This window comes from Xanthomonas sp. WHRI 10207 (genome assembly GCF_040202975.1).
Taxonomy (GTDB): domain Bacteria; phylum Pseudomonadota; class Gammaproteobacteria; order Xanthomonadales; family Xanthomonadaceae; genus Xanthomonas.
Window position 1 is genome coordinate 167,408 of the sequence record NZ_JBEGDX010000004.1, and the last position, 24,294, is coordinate 191,701.

The following is a 24,294-nucleotide window of genomic DNA, read 5'->3' on the forward strand; positions in this document are numbered from 1 at the left end:
GCAGATCAATTGCATCCAGATGCACAAGCCCATCGATGCTTCAGCGGTGGCCCTACTCGTATAACTGCCCTTCGGAGTCGAAGGTTTCGCGTGGCGAGGTGGTGATGTGTCAGGGTATGGAAGCACCCTTCGTGCGGAAGCTGGCCTGTCCGCGCTGTGCATTGGTAGATAGTGACTTTGTGCAGATACTGGAAACGAGCCGGGTATGACCCACCGACGTTTGCAGTCAATCTCAAAGAGCTGAGTGACGCCGACCAAATGATTGAATCGTCCAGCAAAGAGTTTCTATCGCCAAACTGAGGAGCGATGGATGCCGAACGATCCGCACCGTAACTGTGCTAAGCCGCCAAGTGGCGAACCCGGCCACGGCATGCGCGCTGAAGGGCGCGCGTGCCGTGGTACCGAGCGCGTGCCGATTCCACTGGCGGTACGGCGCTTTCCTCGATCCACAGCGCCGCCCCTGCCAATAGCGCCGCCCCGAATGGTTGATCAGGCCGCCTTGATGGTCCTGGCTGCTTTCTGGTTGCCGCCTTGTTCGGCAAGCAGGGTCAGCTTTTCGTCGGTGGCCTTTTCTTCTTCCAGTGTGGCAAGCAGCAGCGGTAGCGCATCGCTGTAGCCGAGTTGCTTGGCCATTGCCGCAATGGTGCCGTACGAAGCGATTTCGTAATGCTCCACCTTCTGTGCGCCACCGATCAGCGCGGCGTCGCGCACTGGGCCGGCTTCGATTTCATCGATTACCTCGCGGCTTTCTTCCACCAGGCCTTCCATCGCCGCGCACTTGATGCGCTTGAGCTTGATGCCCAGCACGTCGACCACCTGGTCAATGCGTTCGATCTGACCCTGGGTTTCTTCCAGATGGGTTTCGAACGCGGCTTTCAATTTCGGCTCGGTCGCAGCACGTGCCAAACGCGGTAGCGATTTGGTGAGTTGCTTTTCGGCACTATAGATGTCCGACAGCTCGTGGATAAAAAGTTCTTCGATCGTCTTGATCGCCATGGGTGGCTCCCGTTGTTGTTCAGAGGTTTGAAATATCGCGCTCGCCGCCTGGCGGTAACGCTTTTTGGTTGCTCGCGTTCGACAAACGCGAGCACGATGGTTTTCTGATACGTGATTAGTAAGTCGGCCAAAGCGTCTGGCCTCAGGCCGTATCGCGTGATCGCTAAGCTAGTCTTGCGAGTGTTAGCGCGATTGGTGGAAACGGTGATCCCGATGCGATGGCGGCCTGTGCCGTAACGAGTGCGTGCACGCATCGCTCACGTAGGCGCGCGTTAGAGCACGGCAAGCTGGCTGGCAGATGTTTCTGCGTGAGCGTGCGTGCATCGCTGCCGCCTGCATCGGGCTGTACAGATGCGACGCGGCGTTACTACAGATGCCGTCTTACTGAAATAGCGAAAGGCCATGCGCAGGCAATATATCGGCGATGGCATGCATGTCGGTGGCATGTGTGCATGCGACATAGACGGATGCGCTACAACGCTGTTCACACGCCTGCACGAGATGTCCTATGACTCCGCTGGATAAACCGTTACGTCGCGAACTGCAGATCGGCGACCAGGCGTATACGTTGATCATCGACCCCGACGGGTTGAAGCTGGTCGAGAAAGGAAAACGCAAGGGCGTGCACTTGCGCTGGGACGCGCTGGTCAATGGCGATGCCGCACTGGCCATCGCCTTGAATGCCTCACTCGGCGATGGGTGATGTGCTCAAGGCGCCGTGCATAGCACCGCGATGACCCGCTTGGCTCAGGTCGTCGGAAACAACTGCGCCAGCGTGCGCACTGCTGCTTCGGTTGCGGCACGGTCGGGAGTTGCATCGGCATTATTGAAGTCGTTGGCGCCCTGCGCTTGTACCAGCAGCCCGTCGCGACGCGGCACCACATTGAGATTGTGGCCGCGCCAGACCAGACCGTAGGTGACCTCCGGTTGCGGGATCAGGCGTGCGGTCTGCCCACGCACCGGAATCACGCTGTTGTCGCCCAGCAGTGCACGCGCGCCGTAGCCGGTGGCGTTGATCACGATTTTTTCGCGCAGGTCGGCAAACTGACGCGGATCGTCGAAGCTGCGTGTGTAAAGCTCGCCGCCCGCCTGCAGAAAATCCTGCAGCAACAGCCGCGCATATGCGCTGATGTTGAAAGTCAGCTGGCTGTAGCGCCGCACGAACGGTACCGGGAACGGGTGGCTGCCGGCAGTCAGTGCTTGCGAGCGCGGGCCAAGGTCGTGCAGCAGCGTGCGCTCCAGTGGCGGGTAGTCTGGTTCGTGCGCCTCGGCCGAGGTGACCGGTTGATCGAACGGCACATCCGACAAGGCATAGCCATCGCGCCATTCGATCGGCTCGCCGGGTAAGCCGAGCAGGGTCTGATATCGGCGAAACGAGATCCGCGCCATCTCTTCCCAGCGCGTCTTGAAATCGGCTGTGGCGTGCTCGCTGGTGCAGACGCGCGAATCCGGCGACCACACGCCGGTGGCATAGAACGAGCGCACGTCCGGCAGCCGCTCGCGGGCATAAATGCGCACGCGTAGGCCGGCGCGTTGCGCTGCCACCGCCGTGGTCAGCCCAATCGCGCCACAGCCGATCACTGCCAGCTCGCGCACGTTTGCATCGGCCGCGCGCACCAGTCGCAATGTGTGTTCGGCTGCGCCCCACGACAACGACCAACCACTGCCGCCGTGCCCGTAGTTGTGCACCACGGTCTTGCGTCCGATGCGTTCTGCCTCGATGCGCGGGCCCTGCGCACGGAACGGCCGTGTGCAGCCGTCGATGGCGATGATGCGATCGACCGATGCGCGCATCGGCGTCAGTGCAGGCGCGGCAGCGAAGGGAATCGGCAATGCATCGGGCGGCGGCAACGGTGTGGACGGCGCAATGGCCGCCTTGCCGGTGGCAGCCCAACTGCCGGTCGAAGCGGCCGCAAGCGCAAGGCCTGCGCTGTGCAGAAAATGACGGCGGTGCATGCGACTCCTGCGCGGTGGTGTGGGTGGTCGGCCGACTGCGATGTAAGACGCGCCGGCGTCCCTCAGCAACACAGCGGGGCCACCCGATGGCAACGCACGCCGACCTGGCACGACAGCGTGCTAGGCCGCATGCCTTACGGCAACCAGGCAAGCGGTCTGTTGCTTGCGTGTGTCGAGCATACCGCGCAGGCCTTGGTCTGCCGACCGGCCAGGTCGGGTTTCGTCCTGCGATCCCGGTACTTGAGGTGGCGCTGACGGCCATTCGTCGCCCGGGGCTTTCGCAGCGGCACGTGCCGGCTATGCTCGCTCCCGTCCCATCTCCGACGAGTCCCTACCGTGTCTGCCAGCGTCTTTCTGATCGTGCGTATCGTGTTCGCCTGGGCTGCCGCGCTGGTGGTGGCGGGCAGCATGTGGGCGCAGCTGTTCGGCTCTACCGGCGCGTTCTTCGGCCTGATCTGCATGGTGCTGTTGACGCTGGCGTTGATGAGCGCGATTACCCATGTGCGGCGCGTCCGCCTGATCGCCGGACGGTTGGACCACGACACCTTGTCTACGCGTCAGCGCCGCCAGATCGAAGTGCCGCTGGAGGCACAGGCCAGCTTTGCGGTGGTGGAAGAGGCAGTGCGTGCGCTGCCTCGCGTGCAGGATGTCGAATGCGCGCCGGGCAGCCTGCTGATCCGTGCCAAGATCCGCCGCTTCGACCCATACGCAGGCCGCAAGCCTTCGCGCTGGAATCTGTTTGCGCGCTTTGCCATTACCCACAACCAGGTGCTGGTGACGATTGCGCCAGGGCAGGGCACCAGCAGCGTCACCGTGTTGTGCGAGCCCGATGCCGGCGCCTGGGTGGACCTGTTTGCAGTGGACGAAGGCAGCAACTTCGAGAACGCCGAAGCGATGAATCGCGCGGTGGTGCGCCGGGTCGGCGAGCAGCGTCGCGACGAGCAGGCCGCCGCCGAGCAATCGGTGATGGAAAAGGAACTGGCCGTGGCGCGCTTGAACCTGCTGCATGCGCAGGTGGAGCCGCACTTTCTCTACAACACGCTGGCCAGCGCCCAGGTATTGGCGCGCACCGATCCGCCGCGCGCGGACATCATGATCGGCCACTTGATCCAGTACCTGCGCCGCTCGCTGCCCAGCGCGGACGATGCAACTTCCACATTGGGCGAAGAACTCGAACGCACCCAGGCGTATCTGGAAATCCTGCGTATCCGCATGGGCGCGCGGCTGGCGCTGCAGGTGGAAGTGCCGTACGAGCTGCGCGGCCTGCAGGTGCCGTCGATGATGTTGCAGACGCTGGTGGAAAACGCCATCAAGCACGGGCTGGAGCCCAAGCCCGGCGGTGGCACCGTGTGGATCCTGGCGCGCTGCCTGGACGACCACCAGGCAACGCTGACCGTGGCCGACGACGGCCAGGGGTTCAACACCCATAGCCACGGCACCGGCATCGGGCTGAAGAATCTGCGCGAGCGGCTTCAATTGATCTACGCCGGCAAGGCGAGCTTCGCCATCGTGTCCAATTTCCCCAGCGGTGTGGCGGCCACGCTCACGCTGCCCTTGCCAGCGCAACCGGCCGCAACGCGCCCGCCGCCGCTGCCTGACGCCGCCACCACCGAGCAGGTGCAGGCGTGAGCGCGCTACGTGCGGTGATTGCCGAAGACGAAGCGCTGCTGCGGCAGTCCTTGCTCGCGCTGCTGGCCGAGGTGTGCCCGCAACTGCAGGTGGTTGGCGAATGCGAAGACGGCGCCAGCGCGCTGGAGACCATCGCCACTCAGCAGCCGGATGTGGTGTTTCTGGATATCCGCATGCCCGGCCTCACCGGCATCGAGGTGGCACGCGCGATGCGCGAGGTCAGCCCGCGCACGCAGGTGGTGTTCGTCACCGCCTACGATCAGTACGCCATCGATGCGTTCGAACACGGTGCGGTGGACTACCTGCTCAAGCCGATCAACCGCGAACGTCTGCAGGCCACCTGGCAACGCGTGCAGCAACGCGCCGCCGCCGGGCAGCCGGACGGCAGCTTGCTGGAAGCGCTCTTGCAGCGTCTCTCTGCACGCCCGGTAGCGCCCGGCGTCGCGCCACCACTGGCCTGGCTCACTGCCACCAGCGGCCGCGAGACGCGTTTGATCGCACTGGATGAGGTGGCGTATTTCCAGGCCGATCAGAAATACACCACGGTGATGACGGCCGGCGCTGAGGCGCTGCTGCGCACCCCGCTGCGCGAGTTGCTCGATGTGCTCGACCCGCAGGTGTTCAAGCAGATCCACCGCTCCACCATCGTCAACATGAAGGCGGTGGCCTCGGTAGTGCGCGACGACACCGGCAAGGGCCGGCTGGCCCTGCGCGGGCGCAGCGAAACGCTCACCGTCAGCCAGCCGTTCATGACCCTGTTCCGCGGCATGTAATCCCCCGTCTCCCCCATACCGCATCGACAAGAAAGGACTGCTTCCATGCGCCTGATCGCCTCCCTGGTGTATTGCCTGCTCGCCCTGGCCGGCTGCCACGAACGCAACGGCACCACTTCGATCACCCGCGCCACCAGCGATGGCCGCGACGTGCTTTTCAGCAAGACTTTGGTCACCGAGGCCGAGACCAATGTGCATTGCCTGGCCAGCAGCAGTGGCCAGTGCCATTACCTGATCTATGAAGAGCAGTGCCCGACTGCCACCACCGCCGCCACGGCCAGCGGCGGCACGCCGGCGCCGGTGTGTGCGCGCAAGACACTGGACAGCTTTGCGCTGCTGCCCGGTCAGGTCCGCGCGCTGCGCGGTCTTCCGGCGGCAGCCCACACCTGCGTTGACCGCAACGTGCCTGCTGCCGAGTGCCACGGGTAAGCCGCAGCACGTGGCAGCACGGCGGTGGTGCGTAGTGCAAGCAACAACTGCGACGGGCGCACAGATGCGCGCGTCGTCGCATCGCGGTGTCGCGCAGAGCCTGAATACGCACTGACGACAAGCGGCCGCTTCTGCGATCATTGTCGGCTTGTTGCCGGTTTGCGGCGCCCTCACTGTCAGGCTTTTCATGTCCGAACATTCGTTGCGCCGCGACGTCGGCCCTTTTGCGCTCATGCTCACCGGGCTGGGCTCGATCATTGGTTCCGGCTGGTTGTTCGGCGCCTGGCGCGCGGCTGGGCTGGCCGGTCCGGGCGCTGTCTGGGCCTGGATTCTGGGCGCGGCGATCATCACCACCATCGCGCTGTCCTACGCCGAACTGGGCGCGATGTTCCCCGAATCCGGCGGCATGGTGCGTTACAGCCATTACTCGCACGGCTCGTTGGTGGGCTTCATCGCCGGCTGGGCGAACTGGATCGCGATCGTCTCGGTCATCCCGGTCGAAGCCGAAGCCTCGGTGCAGTACATGGCTTCCTGGCCGTGGGCCTGGGCGCAGGGTCTGTATGTGCAGGCACCTGGCGGGGCTGGCGAGTTGTCGGTACCCGGGCTGCTGATTTCGGCGGTGCTGGTGCTGGTGTATTTCTTCCTCAATTTCTGGAGCGTCAAGCTGTTTGCGCGCTCCAACACCTTGATCACCGTGTTCAAGCTGGTGGTGCCGGCGGCGACCGGCGTGGCCTTGATCGCCAGCGGCTTTCACAGCGAAAACTTCAGCGTCGGCATCCATGGCGATGCCCATGTGATCGACCTGGCGGCAGTGCTCACTGCGGTGGCCACCGCCGGCATCGTCTTCAGCTTCAACGGCTTCCAGAGCCCGGTGAATCTGGCCGGCGAGGCACGTAATCCGGGCCGCAGCATTCCCTTCGCGGTGCTTGGCTCGATCGCGCTGGCCACGGTGGTCTACGTGATCCTGCAGGTGGCCTATATCGGCGCGGTGCCGCCGGATCTGCTGGCCAAGGCCGGCTGGCACGGCATCGATTTCCGCTCGCCGTTCGCCGAGCTGGCCATCATCGTCAACCTGCATTGGCTGGCGATGCTGCTGTACATCGATGCGTTCGTCAGCCCCAGCGGCACCGGCATCACCTACACCGCCACCACCGCGCGCATGGTCTACGGCATGGAAAAGAACGGCACCATGCCGGCCGCGCTGGGCAAGCTGCACCCGGTGTGGGGCGTGCCGCGCATGGCGATGTTCTTCAACCTGGCGGTGTCGTTCGTGTTCCTGTTTTTCTTCCGCGGCTGGGGCACGCTGGCGGCGGTGATCTCGGTGGCGACGATCATTTCCTATCTCACCGGGCCGATCAGTGCGATGGCGCTGCGTCGCCACGCGCCGGAACTGCATCGCCCGCTGCGCATCGCCGCCTTGCCGGTGCTGGCCGGCGTCGCGTTCGTGATGGCGACCGAACTGCTGTACTGGGCGCGCTGGCCGCTGACCGGCGAGATCATCCTGCTGATGGTCGTGGCGCTGCCGGTGTACTGCTACTACCAGGCCAAGCAGGGCTGGCCGGATCTGCGCCGCAATCTCAAGGGCGCGGCCTGGATGATCTGCTACCTGCCGATCATTGCGCTGCTGTCCTGGGCCGGCAGCAGCGATTTCGGCGGCCATGGCTACCTCAGCTACGGTACCGACCTGGCGGTGGTCGCCGCAGTCGGCGTGGTGTTCTACATCTGGGGCGTCCGCAGCGGCTGGCGCACCCCGTCGGTGGAGCAGGCGGTGGCGCGGGCTTGAGTGGGGCTGCGCACCTGGCCTGAAGCGCAATGCGGAATCCACGCAAGATCGTCCTGCATTCACTGCACGGCGAACGGCCAGGGCTAGCCGCTCTGGTCGCCGACTGGATCGCTGAAGGTGTCAACTACGTCGGTGTGGTCGGCGTCGATGCCGACCGCATCGAGGACCTGATCGATGACTTGTGCGTGGGAGATGGTTCGGCACCGTACTTCATGCTCACAGCGGCGCATGGCCCGGACGAGTCTCTGGAGGATGCTGTGTCCTTGGCGCAGCTACTGTCCGATGAGTTTGCAGGCCCGGTTCGTGTGATTGAGTTCTAGTCGTTCGAACATGCTGGCGCCACCGCGTCGTGCAACTCTTGCTTCAAAGGCGCATTAGGGCCATGACACAGCGACTCGAAGGACCTGGCGTGCGTCAGGATCAGGGCACTGGTCGGTGTTCAAATGCAAGACGGCCGATGGAATTCCTTCGGCCGTCTTGCAGTTCAATCGCGCGTTCTGGTCTGCGATCTGTGCGCAATGCTTCAGGCGTTGGCCACCAGCCGTGGCGCGCCATCGAAACGGTCCAGGTCGCGCAGCAATTCGGTGTAGCGACGCAGGCGGCCCATCTCACGCATGTTGACGATGTCCTCGTGGCGCAGTTCGCGCTTGGAGGTCACTTCCTGCTTGTAGTGCAGCACTTCCGGGTAGCGACGCGTCATGTCCAGCGCGTCGGCAACGCACTCGACCGAGTCTGCGTCCGGCGCCACCCGCGCGCGGCTGTTGAAGGCGCGCAACCACCGCTCGAAACCGGCGCTGTGATCGAACAGATCGGCGATGTACCACATGATGAACAGGATCGACGCCCACGAGGTAAAGATGATCACCACGCGGCTGAAGGTCAGGTGGTAGTCGTTCTGCCACAGCTGATGCGTGATCACGCCGAGCAGCACCAGCGAAATCGCCTGCCAGCCGATGATCGAGGCGATCACCCATTGTTTTTTGGCCACCTTGAGCAGATCGAGCTCTTCGTCGAGCTGCGTGTCGGTCTTGTCGCGCCAGTAGACGACCTGCTCGTCGAAGGAGCGTCGATGGAGTGCGTTGTCCTGCAATAGCAGGCCTAAACCCTGAAACAAAGCGATCATGACAAGCTCCTAACGGATGACTGGTACGAACGACTTGCTGCATCGGCGGTTGCCGGTGCCCTGGAGCGACCGACGCGCCTTGCGATGCATGACAGAGGTCGGACAGCTCTAGTTCTAGCACTTTCGCTGTGCATGGCAATGCCTGCGGCGAACCTGTGGCCGCGCAAAGTTGCGCACTTGCGCACAAAACGCTGAATTCAGGCGGTTTGTCTGCAATGCCATGGCATCGCGCGCGCATTGCATCGCCACTCTTGTTGCACTGCACACTTGCTACTGCGGCGATACCGCGCGTCACCGGCTTGGGCAGGTTGGGGATTTGCAGGCTAGGGATTGGGGTGCGTCGGCGGGGGTAGGCGAGCGCGGCTACCAAAACGACGGCGCGGCCTCGGCGTGGGCGCGGCCGGTGCTCGTCACCGGCACTGCCCTGCGGAAGCGGACGGCGCGCCCGTGCCGTCCGCGTCCACCTGACGACTGCGCTATTAGGTGATGGTCGCTCCAAGCGCGGGCGCTGCGCCCACGCAGCCGGCTAAACAAGAACGACGGCGCGTCGCTGTGGCTGACCGGTGGATGAGGCAGCTGTGGCAGGGTAGCCGCGCACTGACGTGATCATGCAAGCGCATCCGTATCATGGCGGCATGTCAGCCGTCCTGCGTACCCTCACTGCCCCCGCCGCCGAACAGATCCGCCGCTGGGTGCTGGGCGCGTTTCCGCGTGGCCAGAGCACCATCGAATACGATCAGCCGCTCGGCGATCCCGGCATTTTCGGGCCCGACAGCGTCACCTGGCGCGTGCACTCCGAATTTCCCGGCATGTTGTCCGGCGGGTTGTGCGCATTGATGCTGCAACTGTTGCACCCGCGCGCGCTGGCCGGGGTCTACGACCACTCCAACTTCCGCGCCGATCTGGTCGGTCGGCTGCGGCGCACCACTAACTTCGTCGCCGGCACGACCTACGCGCCGCAGGCCGAAGCCGAGCAGCTGATCGCGCGCGTGCGGCGTATCCATTCGCATATCCGCGGCCACACCGCCGACGGGGTGCCGTACGAAGCCAACGACCCTGCACTGCTGACCTGGGTGCATGTCACCGAAGCCTACGGATTTCTGCAGGGCTGCCGGCGCTATTGCCGTGATGTGCCGAGTGCCATTGCCGACCGCTATTACGACGAAGCGCGACACGTTGCCGAAGCCCTCGGCGCTACCGACGTGCCCGCCAGCGAGGCCGCGGTGGAGGCGTATTTTGCGTCGGTGCGCGGCGAGCTGCGCATGGACGCACGCTCGCGCGAGGTGCTCGACATCCTCACCAGCATCCAGCTGCCGGTGCCTGCGGCAGGGCTGTCGCGCGGCGTGTTCCTCGGTGCCGGCACTGCGTTATTGCCGGTCTGGGCCAGCGACATGCTGGGCCGCACCACCACCCAGCGCGCACAGGCACGCGCATCCGCCCGCCTGCTGCGTAGTCTGTCGCCGTTGTTCCGCACCGCGTTGCGCGACGGCTTATCGGCACGTGCCTGCCGGCGCATGCAGTTGGAACCGGCGACGTTGCTGCAGTGGCCTGAGTAGCGGTTTGGCAGGTGGGATGTGTGTGTGGCTTGCGTGCTGGTTTAGTGCTGCATGGTACTGCGGGTGCGGTTACATCGCCGCGACTACCGACCCTCACCCCAACCCCTCTCCCGGTGGGAGAGGGGCTTGTCTGCGGCGTCTTCTCGCAAGGCTTTAATAACCGATCAATCCTGCAGTGAATGACCTGCGATGTGCCTGCGCATCCGGCACCAAGTTTGTCTCACGCAGCGATTTGACCTGCGGTATGCCTGAGCGAGCGGCCTGCAACGTCCTCTCTCGCGGTGATTGACCTGCATGTAAAGAGCAATCGGCAGCCAAGACCCTCTCCCCCGAGAGATGCGTTTGGGTGAGGCAATAGCGCGCGTGGAGCGACAACGCCAGTAAAGAGCAATCAGCAGCCAAGACCCTCTCCCCACGAGAGATGCGTTTGGGTGAGGAAATGGCGCGCGTGGGGCCACAGCGCCAGGCATGTCGGGCCGACATCAGGCCGACACTGCAACCTACTGCACAGACTCCGCTGCGAGCGATGGCCGAGTGAGCAGGATGACTGTCCGATGATGGCAGGCACGCCGACAGTCGCGTTTACATCGTCGCTTCACGACCAACGCCAGCACTTACCAGATCTTGACCCGCTGCTCGGGCGCTAGATACAGCTGTTGATCCTGCGTCACATCGAAAGCCGGGTACCACGCATCCAGATTGCGCACGGTCTGCGCGCGGAAGCGTCCGGGTGCGTGCACATCGGTCAGCACGGCATTGCGTAGTGCGGCGTCGCGGTACTTGCCGCGCCAGGCTTGCGCAAAGCCAAGGAAGAAGCGCTGATCCGGGCTGAAGCCATCGATGGTTTGCGGCTGCTTGCCCTGCAGCGACAACTGGTAGGCGTCGTACGCGGTGGCCAGGCCGGCAACGTCGGCGATGTTTTCGCCCAGCGTCAGCTTGCCGTTGACCGCCAGATCGTCGAACGGCTTGTACGCGCCGAACTGCGCGGCCAGCGCATTGCCGGCGGTCTCGAATTTCTTCAGATCCTGCGGCGTCCACCAGTTATGCAGCTCGCCGTGCTCGTCGAACAGTGCGCCCGTGTTGTCGAAGCTATGGCTGATCTCATGCCCGATCACCGCGCCGATCGCGCCGTAGTTCACCGCATCGTCGGCGGCCGGGTCGAAGAACGGCGGTTGCAGAATCGCGGCCGGGAAGAGCAGGCGATTTTCCAGCGGCACATTCAACGCGTTGACCTCCTGCGGCAGCATGTACCACTCGCGATGATCGACCGCCTTGCCCAGCTTGGCGATGTTGCGGCGATACTCGAACAGGCCGGCGCGTTCCACGTTGCCCAGCGCATCGTCGCGACGCACGTCGAGTGCGCTGTAGTCGCGCCAGCTGTCCGGGTAGCCCACCGCCACGGTCAATCCGGCAATCTTGGCCTTGGCGTGCTGTTTGGTCTCCGGCGTCATCCACTCCAGCGCATCGATGCGCTTGCCGAATGCAGCGATCAGGTTCTTGACCATCTCTTCGACGCGGGTCTTGGTTTGCGCACTGACGTACTTCTGCACGTAGCGCTTGCCGACCGCTTCGCCCAATGCGGCGTTGGTGGCATCGATCCCACGCTTCCAGCGTTGGCGTTGTTGCGGCGTGTCTTCCAGGGTGGTGCCGTAGAACGCAAACTGCTCATCGGCAAACGCCTTGGACAGATACGGTGACGCACGATCCAGTGCACGAAAACGCAGATAGTCCTTCCAGGTCTGCAGCGGCTCGGACTGCACCAGCGCCGACAAGCCGCGCACGGCTTGCGGCTGCCACACGATGAAGTCCTGCTGCGCCTTCAGACCGGCGGCATCGAAGAACAGCGGCCAGTCCAGGCCGGGAGCGTTCCGCGCGAAATCGGACTGTTTCCAGGCATTTGCGCCCGCCTGCACGTTGTTGGTCTGCTCGGGCGTGGCGTGCACGCGCGCGATTGCGACTTCCAGGGCCAGGATGCGCTCGGCCTTGGCCGGAGCATCGTCGATGCCGGCCAGTTCCAGCAGCTTGACGATGTGGGCGCGGTAGGCATCGCGCAGCCGCGCCATGCGCCCGCCGTCCAGGTAGAAACTGCGCTCGGGCATGCCCAGGCCGCCTTGCACCAAGTACGGCGCGTAGCGGCCGGGGTTGTGCAGATCCTGCGAGACCCACAGGCCGAACAGACGGTCGGTGTAGAAATTCGTTGAGTTGAGCAGGTCCACATCGGCGCGTAGCTGCCCACCCAGGGTGCGTGCCAGCGCCTGCTTGTCTTCCAGCTGCGCGATGGCGTCGAGCTCCGGCTGCACCGGCCGCACGCCCTTTGTCTCGATGCTGGCTTCGTCCATATAGGCGGCGTAATAGTCGCCGATCTGCTTGTCCTCACCGGTGACGCGGTCGTTGGCGGCAGCGCCTTCGATGATGTCGCGGCTGTGCCGCTCGGTGTCGATGGCGATGCTGACGAAGCTGTTCAAGCTGGAGCGGTCGTCGGGAATCTGCGTGGTCTTGACCCAGTTGCCGCTGGCGTAGCTGAAGAAATCGTTGCCCGGCGCCACGCTGCGATCCATGCCTGCCATATCGAAGCCGAAATCACCGAGCTTGGGCGTGCTGGGGGCGGGCGTGGTGCGGGTGTCGGCCGCTGGCGCCGCGCCATCGCGGTGACAGGCTGCAGTGGTCAATGCCGCAGCAGCCATGGCAGCGATCAGGACAGGGCGGTGCAAAGAAGCCATGCGGCGTAACTCGGAAACAGGAACGAGGACCGCAGTGTAAGTGGCATGCGGTGCCACGTCCCGATTTGAGGGCAGGCGCCTATGCATCCTGGCGCGTTGTGGACACGCTCGGTTCAGCGCCGTCGCTGATACCAAAAACCCAGCGCGTCGCGGGTCTGCAGCATGCGGCGCCCGCGCCACAGGAAACGCAGCAGCAAGCCCAGGTGCTCGCGCTTGGAAAAACTGCGCAGCTTGCGGTCGGAGGTGTGCACGGTCTGGCGCAGGATCACAAAGCGCCCGCAGCGTGCCAGCGCACGGCTCAAGGCCACATCTTCGCCGGCGTAGTAGCGCGTATCGAAGCCGCCCGCGCTGACGAAGGCCACGCGCGTGCAGAACAGAAAGCAGCCGGGCGCGATGCCGGAAACGCGAAAGAACCAGCCGAACGCAGCCTGCGCTGCACGTTCGAACCACACCCGGTCGCCCTGCAGATGCACCTGCGCACCGCCGCCCACCGCGCCGGCCTCCAGCGCGGCCAGTGCGGCGCCGACCACCTGCGGGTTGATCAAGGTATCGGCATCCAGAAACAGCAGGCGCTCGCCTTGTGCGGCCTGCGCGCCCGCATTGCGGGTGGCAGCAATATGCCGCAGCTCGACCTCCAGCACTTTTGCACCGTTGTCGCGCGCAATGCGTGCGGTGTCGTCCTCGCAAGCATCGGCCACCACAATCGCTTCGTAGTCCAGCTGCATCGCCTGTGCGCAGGCATGCAGGCACTGCAGCGTTTCGCCGATCAGTGCAGCCTCGTTATGCGCGGGAATCACGAAGGACAGCATGGGACGTGGTGTGAGCGATGATGCGCCGAGTGTGCAAGCAGCGGTGGTGCGATGGCGTGAGTACATGCGATCGGCACAGCCACACCGTGCTCAGCCGGACGTGGCCGTCAGGGCGAGGCACGCATGTCTGCCGCCTGTGTTTCTTCGTGCCGGCGCTGTGCACAGACGCTTTCAGCAGTCCAGCGCGAAACCGCAGCGATTGCTGCGGTTTCGCGATCATGGCTCAGCGGTTGACCGCGCCCATCATCGCTTCGGGATAACGCGTGCCGGCCGCAGCCTGCGCCGGGAAAATCGCATCGATGCGCGCCAGTTCGTCGGGCATCAGTGCCACCTCCAGCGCGGCGATGTTCTCGTCCAGATATGCCTGACGCTTGGTGCCGGGGATCGGGATCAGGTCCTGGCCCTGCGCCAGCACCCAGGCCAGTGCCAGTTGCCCGGGTGTGATGCCCTTGTCGGTGGCGATCGCCTTGACCTGCTCCACCAACTGCAAATTGCGGGTGAAGTTGTCGCCCTGAAAACGCGGCGAATGCCGGCGGTAATCATCCGCGTCGAAGTCGTCGGGCGATGAGAACGCGCCGGTGAGAAAACCGCGGCCCAGCGGCGAGTACGGCACGAAGCCGATGCCGAGCTCGCGCACGGTGGCGAACACGCCGTTGTCTTCCGGCTCGCGCGACCACAGCGAGTATTCGGTCTGCACCGCAGTGATCGGGTGCACGGCATGTGCGCGGCGGATGGTGGCTGCGGCCGCTTCCGACAGCCCGAGAAAGCGCACCTTGCCCTGTTCGACCAGACGCGCCATCGCCCCGACGGTGTCTTCGATCGGCACGTTGGGATCCACGCGGTGCTGGTAGTACAGATCGATGTGCTCCACGCCAAGACGGCGCAGGCTGGCCTCGCAGGCGGACTGCACGTAGGACGGGCTGCCATCGATGCCGCGCACCGACGGGTCGTTGGGGTCGAGCTTGATGCCGAATTTGGTGGCCAGAAACACTTCGTGCCGGCGGGATGCGATCGCCTTGCCCACCAGCACTTCATTGGTGTGCGGGCCATACATGTCGGCGGTGTCGAGCAGACTGATGCCGCGGTCGAGCGCGCGATGGATTACCGCGATCGAGGTGGCCTCATCGCTCCGGTCGCCATAGAACGCGCTCATACCCATGCAGCCGAGGCCGAGTGCGGAAACGGTGGGGCCGGACCGGCCAAGTGTGCGGGTTTGCATGGTGGGGGGAAGCTCCGTGCAGCGAGGTAGGCGGGGAGAGTGGCGCGGCGTGCGTTAGCGCGATGTAGCCCACTCGCGAATGCTTGAGGCTGGTGAGTGGGGGTGGCGATGCCTTTTTGCTTGGGAATTGCAGCGACGTGCGGTTTCCACGGTTTAACGGCGGATGCGCTCAGCGAGAGTCCAGTTGTTGAGGGCACTGATTACAAGGCAGCGTCGCATAGTGAACAACTTTTGCTGCGGCATTCGATGACCTGTGGCGACACACAGCGTCTGCGTCTCGTTGCGCTTGCCGTATCGCCCATTGCGCGCGACGTGTTGCCGACGCCGCCATCGGCACTCTGGCCTGATGTCGAACACAGCACGCGCGATGTTGCAGAACATCATGCTGTCGTCGACGCAAGGCGCGATCTAGTATTGCCACGCGATTTAGGCATCACTGAGTGCAGTGCGCGCAGCCCCAGCGAGCCGCCAGCGCGGTCACACAACGCAGTCAATGCCAACGACATCGGCCAAGCTGCACGCCTGCTCTCGGCGCCACGCCTGCAACCGCATCGTCAAACAAACCAACGCCCGCGCGTATCGGGCCGCCTCAAGCCGGCCCAGACGCGCGGGCGCTGCGGTGGTGGCCTCAGTCTTTGAGCTTGTTGGCGAACTCGGCGACGCGCTTGCCGAGCAGCTTTGCGGTTTCCAGATCGCCGCTGCGCGGGGCTTCGTCCGGCGATGCGTCCGAGGGCGAGATTGCCAGCGCGCCGCCCCAACCGGCGGTCCAGTTGATGTCCTGCGGCCCGTGCGCCTTGGTGTTGGACGGCGGCAGACCGGTGCCGACCCAGACCTGCCCGTGCTGCTGCGACAGGGTCCAGAAATACTGGATGGTGGCGTACTTGTCGCCGTTCACCGAGGCCGAGTTAGTGAAGCCGGCGGCGACCTTGTCCTTCCATGCCTGCGCAAACCACGGCTTGGAGCTGTCGTCGGCAAACCTCTTGAACTGCCAGGCCGGCCCGCCCATGTAGGTGGGGCTGCCGTAGATGATCGCGTCGGCTGCGCCGATCGCCTCCCAGGCGTCGTCGGGCAGTTTGCCGTCTTGGTCGATGCGGTACAGCGTGGCCTCGCCGACACTGGCGGCCCCTGCATGCACGGCTTCGGCCTGCTTGACGGTGTGGCCGTAGCCGCTGAAATACACGATGACGATCTTGCTCATGGACGCTCCTGCTGAATGAGGGAGGCCGATTGTGCGCACACCAGCCGCGACAGATGAATGACCACGTGCGGGACGAACTGTTGCCGCGGCCGCTTGGGGCGGCCAATACAACCACTACACCGCCACCGGACCGGCGCAGCCGGCGTTCTGTGCTCACATATTCCGGTTCTGAGCCCGACATCCACACCAACGTAGGATTGCTGATGCGTGTTGCCGGCCGCTTTAGCCAGCAGCCGGCGCTAGGTGCGGCGTGTGCCAGGCGCGCTGCCACACTGCCACACCAACCGACGATAGCTGACGCGTGTTGCCGACCGCGCTTAGCCGGCCGCCGGCTCGGCCAGGCATTCGAGCAGGTAGTCGATGAAGCTGCGCACCTTCGGCGCCAGATGGCTGCGGCTGGCGTACACCGCAAAGATGCCGATCTCGCCGAGTTGGTAGTCGGGCAGGATGCGCAGCAGTCGACCGCTGGCGATATGCGCATCGGCCAGGAAGTCCGGCTGCATCACGATGCCCTGGCCGGCCAGCGCGGCCGCATTGAGCACGTGGCCGTTGTTGGCGCGCAGCCCGCCGTGGATGCGTACATCGACATCGCCGTCCGGGCCATGGAAGCGCAGCTCGTCGCCGCTGGGCGAGTATTGGTACAGCAGACATTCATGGCTGGCCAGGTCGGACGGGTGCTTCGGCGTGCCGGCGCGCGCCAGATACGCCGGCGCTGCGCAGGGCAGCAGCCGGACCTTGCCCAGTTGCCGCGCGATCAGCATCGGCGCCGGCTGGCGGGTGATGCGGATGGCCACATCGAAGCCTTCTTCGACCATATCGACCAGACGATCGGTCAGCGACAGGTCCAGCTCCACCTGCGGGTAGCGTGCACGAAAGCCGGGCAGCAGCGCGCCCAGGCGCTCGATCCCGTAGCTCACCGGCGCATTGACTCGCAGCACACCGGACGGCTCCAGCGCCTGCGCGCCGATGGTGGCTTCCAGGTCGTCCAGATCGGCCAGCAACTGCAGGCAACGCTGGTAGTACGCCGTGCCGGCGCTAGTCAGGCTGACCCGGCGCGTGGTGCGGTTGAGCAGGCGTGTGCCCAGGCGTTGTTCAAGCGCGGCGACCTGGCGGGTGACGTTGGCGGTGGAACGGTCCAGCGCATCGGCGGCGGCGCTGAAGCCGCTGCGTTCGGCCACCGCGGTGAACACACGCATCGCATCGAGGGTATCCATGGACGTTCCGATTGTTTCTTTGGTTGCAATAAATTATCCGAATCCGATGTATTTATCAGATTTTAGTAAGTAATAGGCTGTGTGGATCCTCAACGGAGTGCCCGTCATGTCCACCCACCTCGCACGACCTGGGACTGCTGCCTACGGCGCGGCGCTGCTGCGTATCAGCCTGGGCGCCCTGTTCCTGGTGCATGGTCTGACCAAGCTGTTGGTGTTCACCCTGGCCGGCACCGTGGGCTACTTCCAGTCGCTCGGCCTGCCCGCCGCGCTGGCCTACCTCAGCATGGCGCTGGAACTCGGCCTCGGCCTGGCGTTGCTGTTGGGCCTTTACGCGCGCTGGGTGGCGCTGCTGGGCGTGCCGCTGCTGCTGGGCACCATCGTCAGCGTGCATGGCGCCAACGGGTTCGGTTTCTCAAACCCGGGCGGCGGTTGGGAATATCCGGCGCTGTGGGCGGTGTTACTGATCGTGCAGTCGCTGCTGGGCGATGGCGCGCTTGCGCTGAAGCCGGCGCGCTGAAGCCTGTCATTTTGAAGACTGTCATTTCAAGGAGTCACGCATGACCCGCATGCCATCGTTGTACATCTCGCATGGATCGCCGATGACGGCGTTGCAGCCTGGCCAGGTCGGGCTGCGTCTGGAAGAGCTGCGGCAGCTGCTGCCACGGCCGCGTGCGATCGTCGTCGCCACGGCGCACTGGCTGGGCCGTCGCCCGCTGGTCAGCGGTGCTGCGCGGCCGGCGACTATTCACGACTTCGGCGGTTTTCCTGCACCGTTATACGAGTTGGAGTACCCCGCCCCCGGGGAGCCTGCGCTGGCGCAGCAGATCACCCGCCGCCTGGAACAGGCCGGCCTGCATCCGCAGCTGGACCCGCAACGCGGCTTCGATCACGGCGTGTGGGTGCCGCTGCGCTTGCTGTACCCGGCGGCCGACATCCCGGTGGTGTCGGTGTCGATCCAGCCCGAACTCGGCCCTGCCCACCAGTTTGCGGTGGGGCGCGCGCTGGCGCCGCTGCGCGACGACGGCGTGCTGGTGATCGGCTCGGGCAGCATCACCCACAACCTGCACGATTTTCGCCACGGGTATAGCGTTGAGCGCGAGGCGCCATATGTGCGCCCCTTCATCGAATGGACCGAGCGCAAACTGCTGGAAAACGACATCCCCGCGCTGCTCGACTATCGCCGACAGGCGCCGTACGCCGAGCGCGCGCATCCCAGCGACGAGCACCTGTTGCCGCTCTATGTCGCGATGGGTGCAGCCGGTGGCGACCAACTGGGCGCGCAGCGGATCGATGCCGGGATCGATCTGGGCTTTCTGGCGATGGATCTATATCGCTTCGACGGCGATGCCGCGATTGCCGCTTGATCGGGTTGTGAAGGCAGTGCCGCTGCCGCGGCGGCACTGGAGCAGTCATGGCGGCCCTTTGGCGCACGGCGGTAACGGCGTGACTGCCGTGCCGCAGCGTCGAGTGCATGAATGCAACGCCTTACCGATAAGGGCATTCGGCGGTGCCGCAGCGCTGACGACATCACCGCCGCACAGCAGTGTTGGGGCATCACCACAACACCTCAGTGCTGAGGCATGACCACAACACAGCAGCGGTGAGGCATCACCACAACACCGCAGTGTTGTGGCATCACCGCTGCCCCGCAGCGCTCTGAAGCATTCACGATCTGCTGCGGTGCAGTCTCATAGGCTGAGACGCCCTCGCTGCATGCTGCCCGCGTGAAAATCCTCGACAAGCTCGCCGTCCTCGCCGACGCCGCCAAATACGATGCCTCGTGCGCCTCCAGTGGGGCGAACAAGCGCAATTCGCTCGGTACCGGCGGGATCGGCAGTACCGAGGGCATGGGCATCTGCCACTCGTACACGCCCGATGGCCGCTGCGTGTCGCTGCTGAAGATATTGCTGACCAACTTCTGCATCTTCGACTGCGCGTACTGCGTCAATCGCGTGTCCAGCAATGTGCGCCGCGCGCGCTTCACGCCGGAAGAAGTGGTCACGCTGACGCTGGACTTCTACAAGCGCAACTACATCGAAGGCCTGTTCCTGTCCAGCGGCATCATCCGCAACTCCGACTACACCATGGAACAGCTGGTGGAAGTGGCGCGGCAGTTGCGCGAGGTGCATCGTTTTGCCGGCTACATCCATCTCAAAACCATTCCCGACGCCGCGCCCGAGCTGCTGGCTGCGGCTGGCCGCTATGCGGACCGTCTGAGCATCAATGTGGAGTTGCCGACCGAGCAGGGCCTGACCTTGCTGGCGCCGGAAAAAAGCGTTGGCGGCATTCGCTCGGCGATGGGCGAGCTACGTTGGCGCATCGAAGAAAACCAGCTGGAGCGCAAGGCCGAAAAAGTGCGCCGGGCCAAGCCGCCGCGCTTTGCGCCGGCAGGCCAGAGCACGCAGATGATCGTTGGCGCCGACGATGCCAACGACCGCGCCATTTTGGACGCCAGCCATAACTTGTACGGAAATTACCGCATGCGGCGGGTGTATTACTCGGCCTTCAGCCCGATCCCGGATGCATCGTCCAAGCTGCCGTTGCAGGCGCCGCCGTTGCAGCGCGAGCATCGGCTGTATCAGGCCGATTGGTTGCTGCGGTTCTATGAATTTTCGGTAGAGGAAATCGCGCCTGCACAATCCAGCGGCATGCTGGACCTGGATGTGGACCCCAAGCTGGCCTGGGCGCTGCGTAACCCAGAGCGGTTTCCGGTGGATCTGAATGTGGCGCCGCGTGAGATGTTGTTGCGGGTTCCGGGGCTGGGCACCCGCAATGTGGAGCGGCTGCTGTTGTCGCGCCGGCATGCACGGTTGCGGGTGGGCGATCTGGCGCGGTTGCGGGTGCCGATGAAGAAGCTGCTGCCGTTTGTGAGTGTGCTGGACCATCATCCGCGCCAGCGGCTGGACGATCCGGCGCGGTTACGTGCGCAGCTGGCGCCCGCACCGCGGCAGGCAAGTTTGTTCGATTGATGCTCCTGCCTTCTCCCATCGGGAGAAGCTGCCCGAAGGGCGGATGAGGGTGCGCCCGCAGGTATGAGCTGGACGTTCTTGATGGCTGCCACGAATCTCCAACTTCGGTCGCCGAATCCCTGCTCCAAGCGTTTGGGTGCCTTGCGGCGCGGGTGATGTGTCTTGGCAAACGTCACCAAAACCGCCATCGCCCGATGCGATCCTGCGCGGGAGCGACAAAGCGATAGCAGCGATACCCCTGCAAAAAAGCAGCAGTAAAGATGCAAGACACAACCAGAGTTCCGGCGACGAAGCGACAGCCGGAGCGGAAATCTTGAGGTCAGGTGTACGTAATGTTCAGCGCTGAGGTCGAACCACCGTGGAGTTTCGAGGCGTGGCGTGCGTTGGCGCGGGCCGGGTGGTGTGCGCAGGTAGAACCGGACGATGTGGCATGGAACGGTGGAGCACAGGGTGGGCTGTTGATGGGGCAGGGGTTGCTGGAGTTGCCGCTGACCGTGCCGCCGCCGCGGGTGTCGGCGGACTTCATGCAGCTGGCTGCATCGGTGTTGTGTCATCGCGATCCACAGCGGCACGCGGTGCTGTACCGGTTGTTGTGGCGAATCGCTTCTGGCGAGAAGGCGCTGCTGGAGCGCGCCACCGATGTGGATGTACACCGGCTTCGACAATGGCAAAAGGCGGTGCAGCGCGATACGCACAAGATGAAGGCATTCGTGCGCTTTCGGCGGTTGCCTGGAGAAGAGGAAGATTTCGTGGCCTGGTTCGAACCCGAGCACTGCATCGTGGATCGGGTGGCGCCGTTCTTCGCGCGGCGGTTTGCCGGCATGCAGTGGGCGATCCTCACGCCATACCGCAGCGTGCGCTGGGATGGGGAGGCGTTGTCGTTTGGCGATGCGGCGGTACGGTCGCAGGTGCCGGCCGACGACGCGCAGGAAACCTTGTGGCGCACGTACTACGCGCACATCTTCAATCCTGCGCGGCTCAACCCCACCATGATGCGGCAGGAAATGCCGCAGAAATACTGGAAAAACCTGCCCGAAGCGGCGCTGTTGCCGGAGTTGATCCGCGAGGCGGGTGTGCGCGTACGCGAGATGGCCGAGCGTGCGCCCGAGCCGGTGCGGCGGCGCGTGCCAGCGGCGCCCGCGCCCGCCGTGGAAGTTGCAACGCAAAGTCTGGCGCAGTTACGTACGGCCGCGCGCGACTGTCGCCGCTGCGAGCTGTGGCAACCGGCGACGCAAACGGTGTTCGGCGAAGGGCCGGACGATGCATCGGTGATGGTCATCGGTGAACAACCCGGCGACGAAGAGGATCTCAGCGGGCGTCCGTTCGTGGGCCCGTCCGGGCGTCTGTTCACCATGGCGCTCGGCGAACTGGGCGTGGATCGCCAGGCCTTCTACGTCACTAATGCGGTCAAGCATTTTCGTTTCGAACAACGCGGCAAGCGGCGCCTGCATCGCAATCCGGAGCGTGCGCATGTGCAGGCATGCAGTGGCTGGCTGCAGGCCGAGCGCGCGCAGCTGCGGCCGGCACGCATCGTCTGTCTGGGAGCGACCGCCGCCCAGGCAATCTTGGGGCCGGGCTTTCGTTTGATGCAGCAGCGTGGGCAGTGGCAACGGCTGGACGACGGCACGCCGGTACTGGCGACGGTGCATCCGTCCTGGGTGCTGCGGCAAGGCTCGGAGGCGGCGCGCGAGGAAGGTTATCGCGGCTTTGTGGAGGATCTGCGGCTATTGTTGGCGCCGCCGAGTGCGGCAAGCGATCTGGCCAAGGCATAAAAAAAGCGCGTGCAAATGCACGCGCATGGTGTCGGAGAACAAGACACCAAGTGAGGTCGCCGGCATGCCGGCGACCTCGTTACCGCCGCTTCGCGGTTGGGTCGCGCGGGTTGCACATGAACGCGCATCAATCTGTGTCTCGATGAGCCAATGGATACGACCAGGTCGTACCCACAACGACTGCCCATCGATGCCATGCAATCACGCACTAGCGCATGCAACGCTGCGTACCCACCGACGAACATTCGATCCGTTCGCGTCGGTGGGAGATACGGGCATGCGCCAGCGACGTGCCTGCAGTTACGGCATCAGCACCTTGTCGATCACATGGATCACGCCATTGCTCTGGTTGACGTCGGCAATGGTGACGGTGGCGGTGTTGCCCTTGGCGTCGGTGAGTGTGACTTTCTTGCCATTGAGCTTTGCGGTCAGCGGCTCGCCCTGCACGGTGGTCAGCGTGGCGCTACCGCCACCAGCCTTGATTTTGGCGATCAACGAGGCCGCGTCCACCTTGCCCGGCACCACGTGGTAGGTGAGCACCTTGGTCAGCATCGGCTTGGATTCGGGCTTCAGCAGCGTGTCTACCGTGCCGGCCGGCAATGCGGCAAACGCGGCATTGGTCGGTGCGAAGACGGTGAACGGGCCCGGGCCCTTCAGGGTGTCGACCAGGCCAGCCGCTTTGACGGCTGCCACCAGGGTGGTGTGATCCTTGGAGTTGACCGCGTTGTCGACGATGTCCTTGGTCGCCAGCATCGGCGCGCCACCCACCATCGGATTGGACGCAGCGTAAGCGGGAGCCATCGCGCTGGTGAGGGCAATAGCGGTGGCAATGGCAAGCGACTGGAATGAGGTCTTCATGAGGCATCGATCCTTTGGGTGAGCGATTACCTGGATGGCAATCGTGGATCTTGATACGCGGCCAGATGCGGCGCGGATGCATCACGTGGTTTTTACATAAGGATGCTGCGCTGCACCGTTGTCATAATCCCCAGTAGCAAACCGCGATCGAATGGTCCGTGGTTGAGTCTGTTCGATCAGCAATGCCCGCACATTCCGACCGACGGTTGAAAAACTCCTTGGCGAAACTGCAATGCAGGACGCGCGATCCGGCTGTCACTAAGAGCAGCTAACCAACCGACGGTGCAGCTGCCAGGCGGACACGGCCAGTGCTCGGTGCGGCATGTGCCACGCGCACACTGCGGTTTCTCCGCGCCGTCCATACCTACCCGACAACTGCTCGCTCCGTGTTATTAGGCGCTCTAAGTCCAGCGTCGTCGTCGCTATCGCATGACCTCCCTAATGCTGCACGAATGTTCGCGATTGGAAAAAGCGACATCGGTCAGTGCGATTAGTCTTGATGCCCTTGCGTGATAATCATTTCTAAGGCGCTGTAGACCATGAAGTCCAAAAAAATTGAATTCAATCGACTGGTGCTGCCGACAGTGTGGGTGGCAGGCGCGCTGGCGTTATTCGGCATTGCACACGCTTCAGCCGTCACGCCAACGCCTGCGCCATCAGCGACCGCTGCAGTCCCTGCGAGTGACAGTTATCGACCAGGGCAGAAATGGATTGTGCCGGGGGAGTGGGAATTCACGGTTGATTCTGCGCGCGTGGCCAAGGTGAAGATTCCCAACCACGGCGGCGGCTCGTGGGTTCCCACGCAAGTGATCCTGCTGACCTATAGTTACAAGAACATCGGATTCGACGACAGCGCTAATTACAAGGACGGCGGCCCGTCGACGCTGGCGTTTTCGAAAGCGCATATCGACGTGTCCGATGCCAACGATCCGGACAACGGCGGCGCAGGCAATTACCCCGTGCGCATCAAGCTCGTCGGAGACGCTGACGGTCAGGCGCCCGGGCAGGAGATGCTGGGCGCGCAATGGCCGTATGCTTTCAAGAAAAAGGTCACGGCGGTCAAGGTGACGGTGAGTCACTACGACTCCAAGCTGAAATTGCATGAAGCGACCTTCCTGGTCCCGGTCGAGGGCGCTCGGCAATCGACGCCGCACGCGAACAGGCACCTGCACCACAGCTGATCCTCGGTCGGCCAACCCGCGCGGGAATGCCGTCGGCATCCGCGACGTCGCGAGCGATCATGTGCCGGTTGCTTTCGACGGCACCGCGTTCTAAGCGACCGAGCGACTG

Annotated in this window: 20 protein-coding genes, 1 other RNA gene and 1 pseudogene; 13 read left to right on the forward strand and 9 right to left on the reverse strand. The window is 64.2% G+C overall.

Annotated elements, in window-relative coordinates; all coding sequences use genetic code 11:
- Nucleotides 1–489: 489 nt before the first annotated feature.
- Nucleotides 490–996, reverse strand: coding sequence for a YciE/YciF ferroxidase family protein (locus ABQU90_RS15015; RefSeq protein ID WP_323522527.1), 507 nt, complete (start codon nt 994–996; stop codon nt 490–492).
- Nucleotides 997–1,504: 508 nt separating this feature from the next.
- Here ABQU90_RS15015 and ABQU90_RS15020 point away from each other — a divergent pair.
- The gene (locus ABQU90_RS15020; protein ID WP_115514003.1) at nt 1,505–1,699 is read left to right on the forward strand and encodes a hypothetical protein; all 195 of its coding nucleotides are present in this window, start codon (nt 1,505–1,507) and stop codon (nt 1,697–1,699) included.
- A gap of 44 nt (nt 1,700–1,743) precedes the next feature.
- On the opposite strand, the gene ABQU90_RS15025 is transcribed toward ABQU90_RS15020, so the two are convergent.
- Nucleotides 1,744–2,952, reverse strand: coding sequence for an FAD-dependent oxidoreductase (locus ABQU90_RS15025; RefSeq protein WP_323522526.1), 1,209 nt, complete (start codon nt 2,950–2,952; stop codon nt 1,744–1,746).
- Nucleotides 2,953–3,288: 336 nt separating this feature from the next.
- Here ABQU90_RS15025 and ABQU90_RS15030 point away from each other — a divergent pair, with 336 nt between their 5' ends.
- The 5 genes from ABQU90_RS15030 (at nt 3,289) to ABQU90_RS15050 (ending at nt 7,886) form a co-directional block, all read left to right on the forward strand.
- The gene (locus ABQU90_RS15030; protein ID WP_323522525.1) at nt 3,289–4,581 is read left to right on the forward strand and encodes a sensor histidine kinase; all 1,293 of its coding nucleotides are present in this window, start codon (nt 3,289–3,291) and stop codon (nt 4,579–4,581) included.
- Nucleotides 4,578–5,354: a LytR/AlgR family response regulator transcription factor gene (locus ABQU90_RS15035; RefSeq protein ID WP_323522524.1), complete on the forward strand. Its 777-nt coding sequence runs from the start codon at nt 4,578–4,580 to the stop codon at nt 5,352–5,354. The genes ABQU90_RS15030 and ABQU90_RS15035 overlap by 4 nt, the downstream gene beginning before the upstream one ends.
- Before the next feature lie 45 nt (nt 5,355–5,399).
- Nucleotides 5,400–5,783 (forward strand): hypothetical protein, encoded by a 384-nt coding sequence (locus ABQU90_RS15040; RefSeq protein ID WP_323522523.1) that lies wholly within the window; start codon nt 5,400–5,402, stop codon nt 5,781–5,783.
- A 187-nt stretch (nt 5,784–5,970) separates the two neighbouring features.
- Nucleotides 5,971–7,566, forward strand: a complete 1,596-nt coding sequence (locus ABQU90_RS15045; RefSeq protein WP_055847846.1) for an APC family permease — start codon at nt 5,971–5,973, stop codon at nt 7,564–7,566.
- A 29-nt stretch (nt 7,567–7,595) separates the two neighbouring features.
- The gene (locus tag ABQU90_RS15050; RefSeq protein WP_115513997.1) at nt 7,596–7,886 is read left to right on the forward strand and encodes a DUF7684 family protein; all 291 of its coding nucleotides are present in this window, start codon (nt 7,596–7,598) and stop codon (nt 7,884–7,886) included.
- 203 nt (nt 7,887–8,089) lie between these two features.
- On the opposite strand, the pseudogene ABQU90_RS15055 reads toward ABQU90_RS15050, so the two are convergent.
- Nucleotides 8,090–8,779, reverse strand: a pseudogene (locus tag ABQU90_RS15055) (hypothetical protein).
- A 545-nt stretch (nt 8,780–9,324) separates the two neighbouring features.
- Here ABQU90_RS15055 and ABQU90_RS15060 point away from each other — a divergent pair.
- On the forward strand, nt 9,325–10,245 hold the full coding sequence (locus ABQU90_RS15060; RefSeq protein ID WP_323522522.1) for an oxygenase MpaB family protein: 921 nt from the start codon (nt 9,325–9,327) through the stop codon (nt 10,243–10,245).
- 614 nt (nt 10,246–10,859) lie between these two features.
- On the opposite strand, the gene ABQU90_RS15065 is transcribed toward ABQU90_RS15060, so the two are convergent.
- The 5 genes from ABQU90_RS15065 to ABQU90_RS15085 all read right to left on the reverse strand — a co-directional run bounded on the left by ABQU90_RS15065 (nt 10,860) and on the right by ABQU90_RS15085 (nt 17,405).
- Entirely contained in the window at nt 10,860–12,929 is a 2,070-nt protein-coding gene (locus ABQU90_RS15065) for a M13 family metallopeptidase (RefSeq protein ID WP_323522625.1), read from the reverse strand.
- Between the two features lie 149 nt (nt 12,930–13,078).
- A complete protein-coding gene (locus ABQU90_RS15070) occupies nt 13,079–13,774 on the reverse strand; it encodes a glycosyltransferase (RefSeq protein WP_323522521.1) in 696 nt (231 codons plus the stop codon).
- A 223-nt stretch (nt 13,775–13,997) separates the two neighbouring features.
- Nucleotides 13,998–14,993, reverse strand: coding sequence for an aldo/keto reductase (locus ABQU90_RS15075; protein ID WP_323522520.1), 996 nt, complete (start codon nt 14,991–14,993; stop codon nt 13,998–14,000).
- Nucleotides 14,994–15,621: 628 nt separating this feature from the next.
- Nucleotides 15,622–16,191, reverse strand: a complete 570-nt coding sequence (locus ABQU90_RS15080) for a flavodoxin family protein (RefSeq protein WP_323522519.1) — start codon at nt 16,189–16,191, stop codon at nt 15,622–15,624.
- A gap of 317 nt (nt 16,192–16,508) precedes the next feature.
- The gene (locus ABQU90_RS15085; RefSeq protein WP_323522518.1) at nt 16,509–17,405 is read right to left on the reverse strand and encodes a LysR family transcriptional regulator; all 897 of its coding nucleotides are present in this window, start codon (nt 17,403–17,405) and stop codon (nt 16,509–16,511) included.
- 106 nt (nt 17,406–17,511) lie between these two features.
- Between ABQU90_RS15085 and ABQU90_RS15090 the strand changes: the two genes are divergently transcribed.
- The 4 genes from ABQU90_RS15090 to ABQU90_RS15105 all read left to right on the forward strand — a co-directional run bounded on the left by ABQU90_RS15090 (nt 17,512) and on the right by ABQU90_RS15105 (nt 22,146).
- Complete coding sequence (locus ABQU90_RS15090) at nt 17,512–17,922, forward strand: DoxX family protein (protein WP_323522517.1); 411 nt, start codon at nt 17,512–17,514, stop codon at nt 17,920–17,922.
- A 40-nt stretch (nt 17,923–17,962) separates the two neighbouring features.
- Nucleotides 17,963–18,769 (forward strand): DODA-type extradiol aromatic ring-opening family dioxygenase, encoded by an 807-nt coding sequence (locus tag ABQU90_RS15095; protein WP_323522516.1) that lies wholly within the window; start codon nt 17,963–17,965, stop codon nt 18,767–18,769.
- 360 nt (nt 18,770–19,129) lie between these two features.
- On the forward strand, nt 19,130–20,374 hold the full coding sequence (locus ABQU90_RS15100) for a putative DNA modification/repair radical SAM protein (RefSeq protein WP_323522515.1): 1,245 nt from the start codon (nt 19,130–19,132) through the stop codon (nt 20,372–20,374).
- A 332-nt stretch (nt 20,375–20,706) separates the two neighbouring features.
- Nucleotides 20,707–22,146 (forward strand): UdgX family uracil-DNA binding protein, encoded by a 1,440-nt coding sequence (locus ABQU90_RS15105; RefSeq protein WP_323522514.1) that lies wholly within the window; start codon nt 20,707–20,709, stop codon nt 22,144–22,146.
- Between the two features lie 300 nt (nt 22,147–22,446).
- Here ABQU90_RS15105 and ABQU90_RS15110 read toward each other — a convergent pair whose 3' ends face one another.
- Complete coding sequence (locus ABQU90_RS15110) at nt 22,447–23,004, reverse strand: fasciclin domain-containing protein (protein ID WP_055847877.1); 558 nt, start codon at nt 23,002–23,004, stop codon at nt 22,447–22,449.
- Nucleotides 23,005–23,326: 322 nt separating this feature from the next.
- Between ABQU90_RS15110 and ABQU90_RS15115 the strand changes: the two genes are divergently transcribed.
- Nucleotides 23,327–23,402: non-coding RNA, sX9 sRNA (locus ABQU90_RS15115), on the forward strand.
- 141 nt (nt 23,403–23,543) lie between these two features.
- On the forward strand, nt 23,544–24,185 hold the full coding sequence (locus ABQU90_RS15120; protein WP_323522513.1) for a hypothetical protein: 642 nt from the start codon (nt 23,544–23,546) through the stop codon (nt 24,183–24,185).
- Nucleotides 24,186–24,294 lie beyond the last annotated feature (109 nt).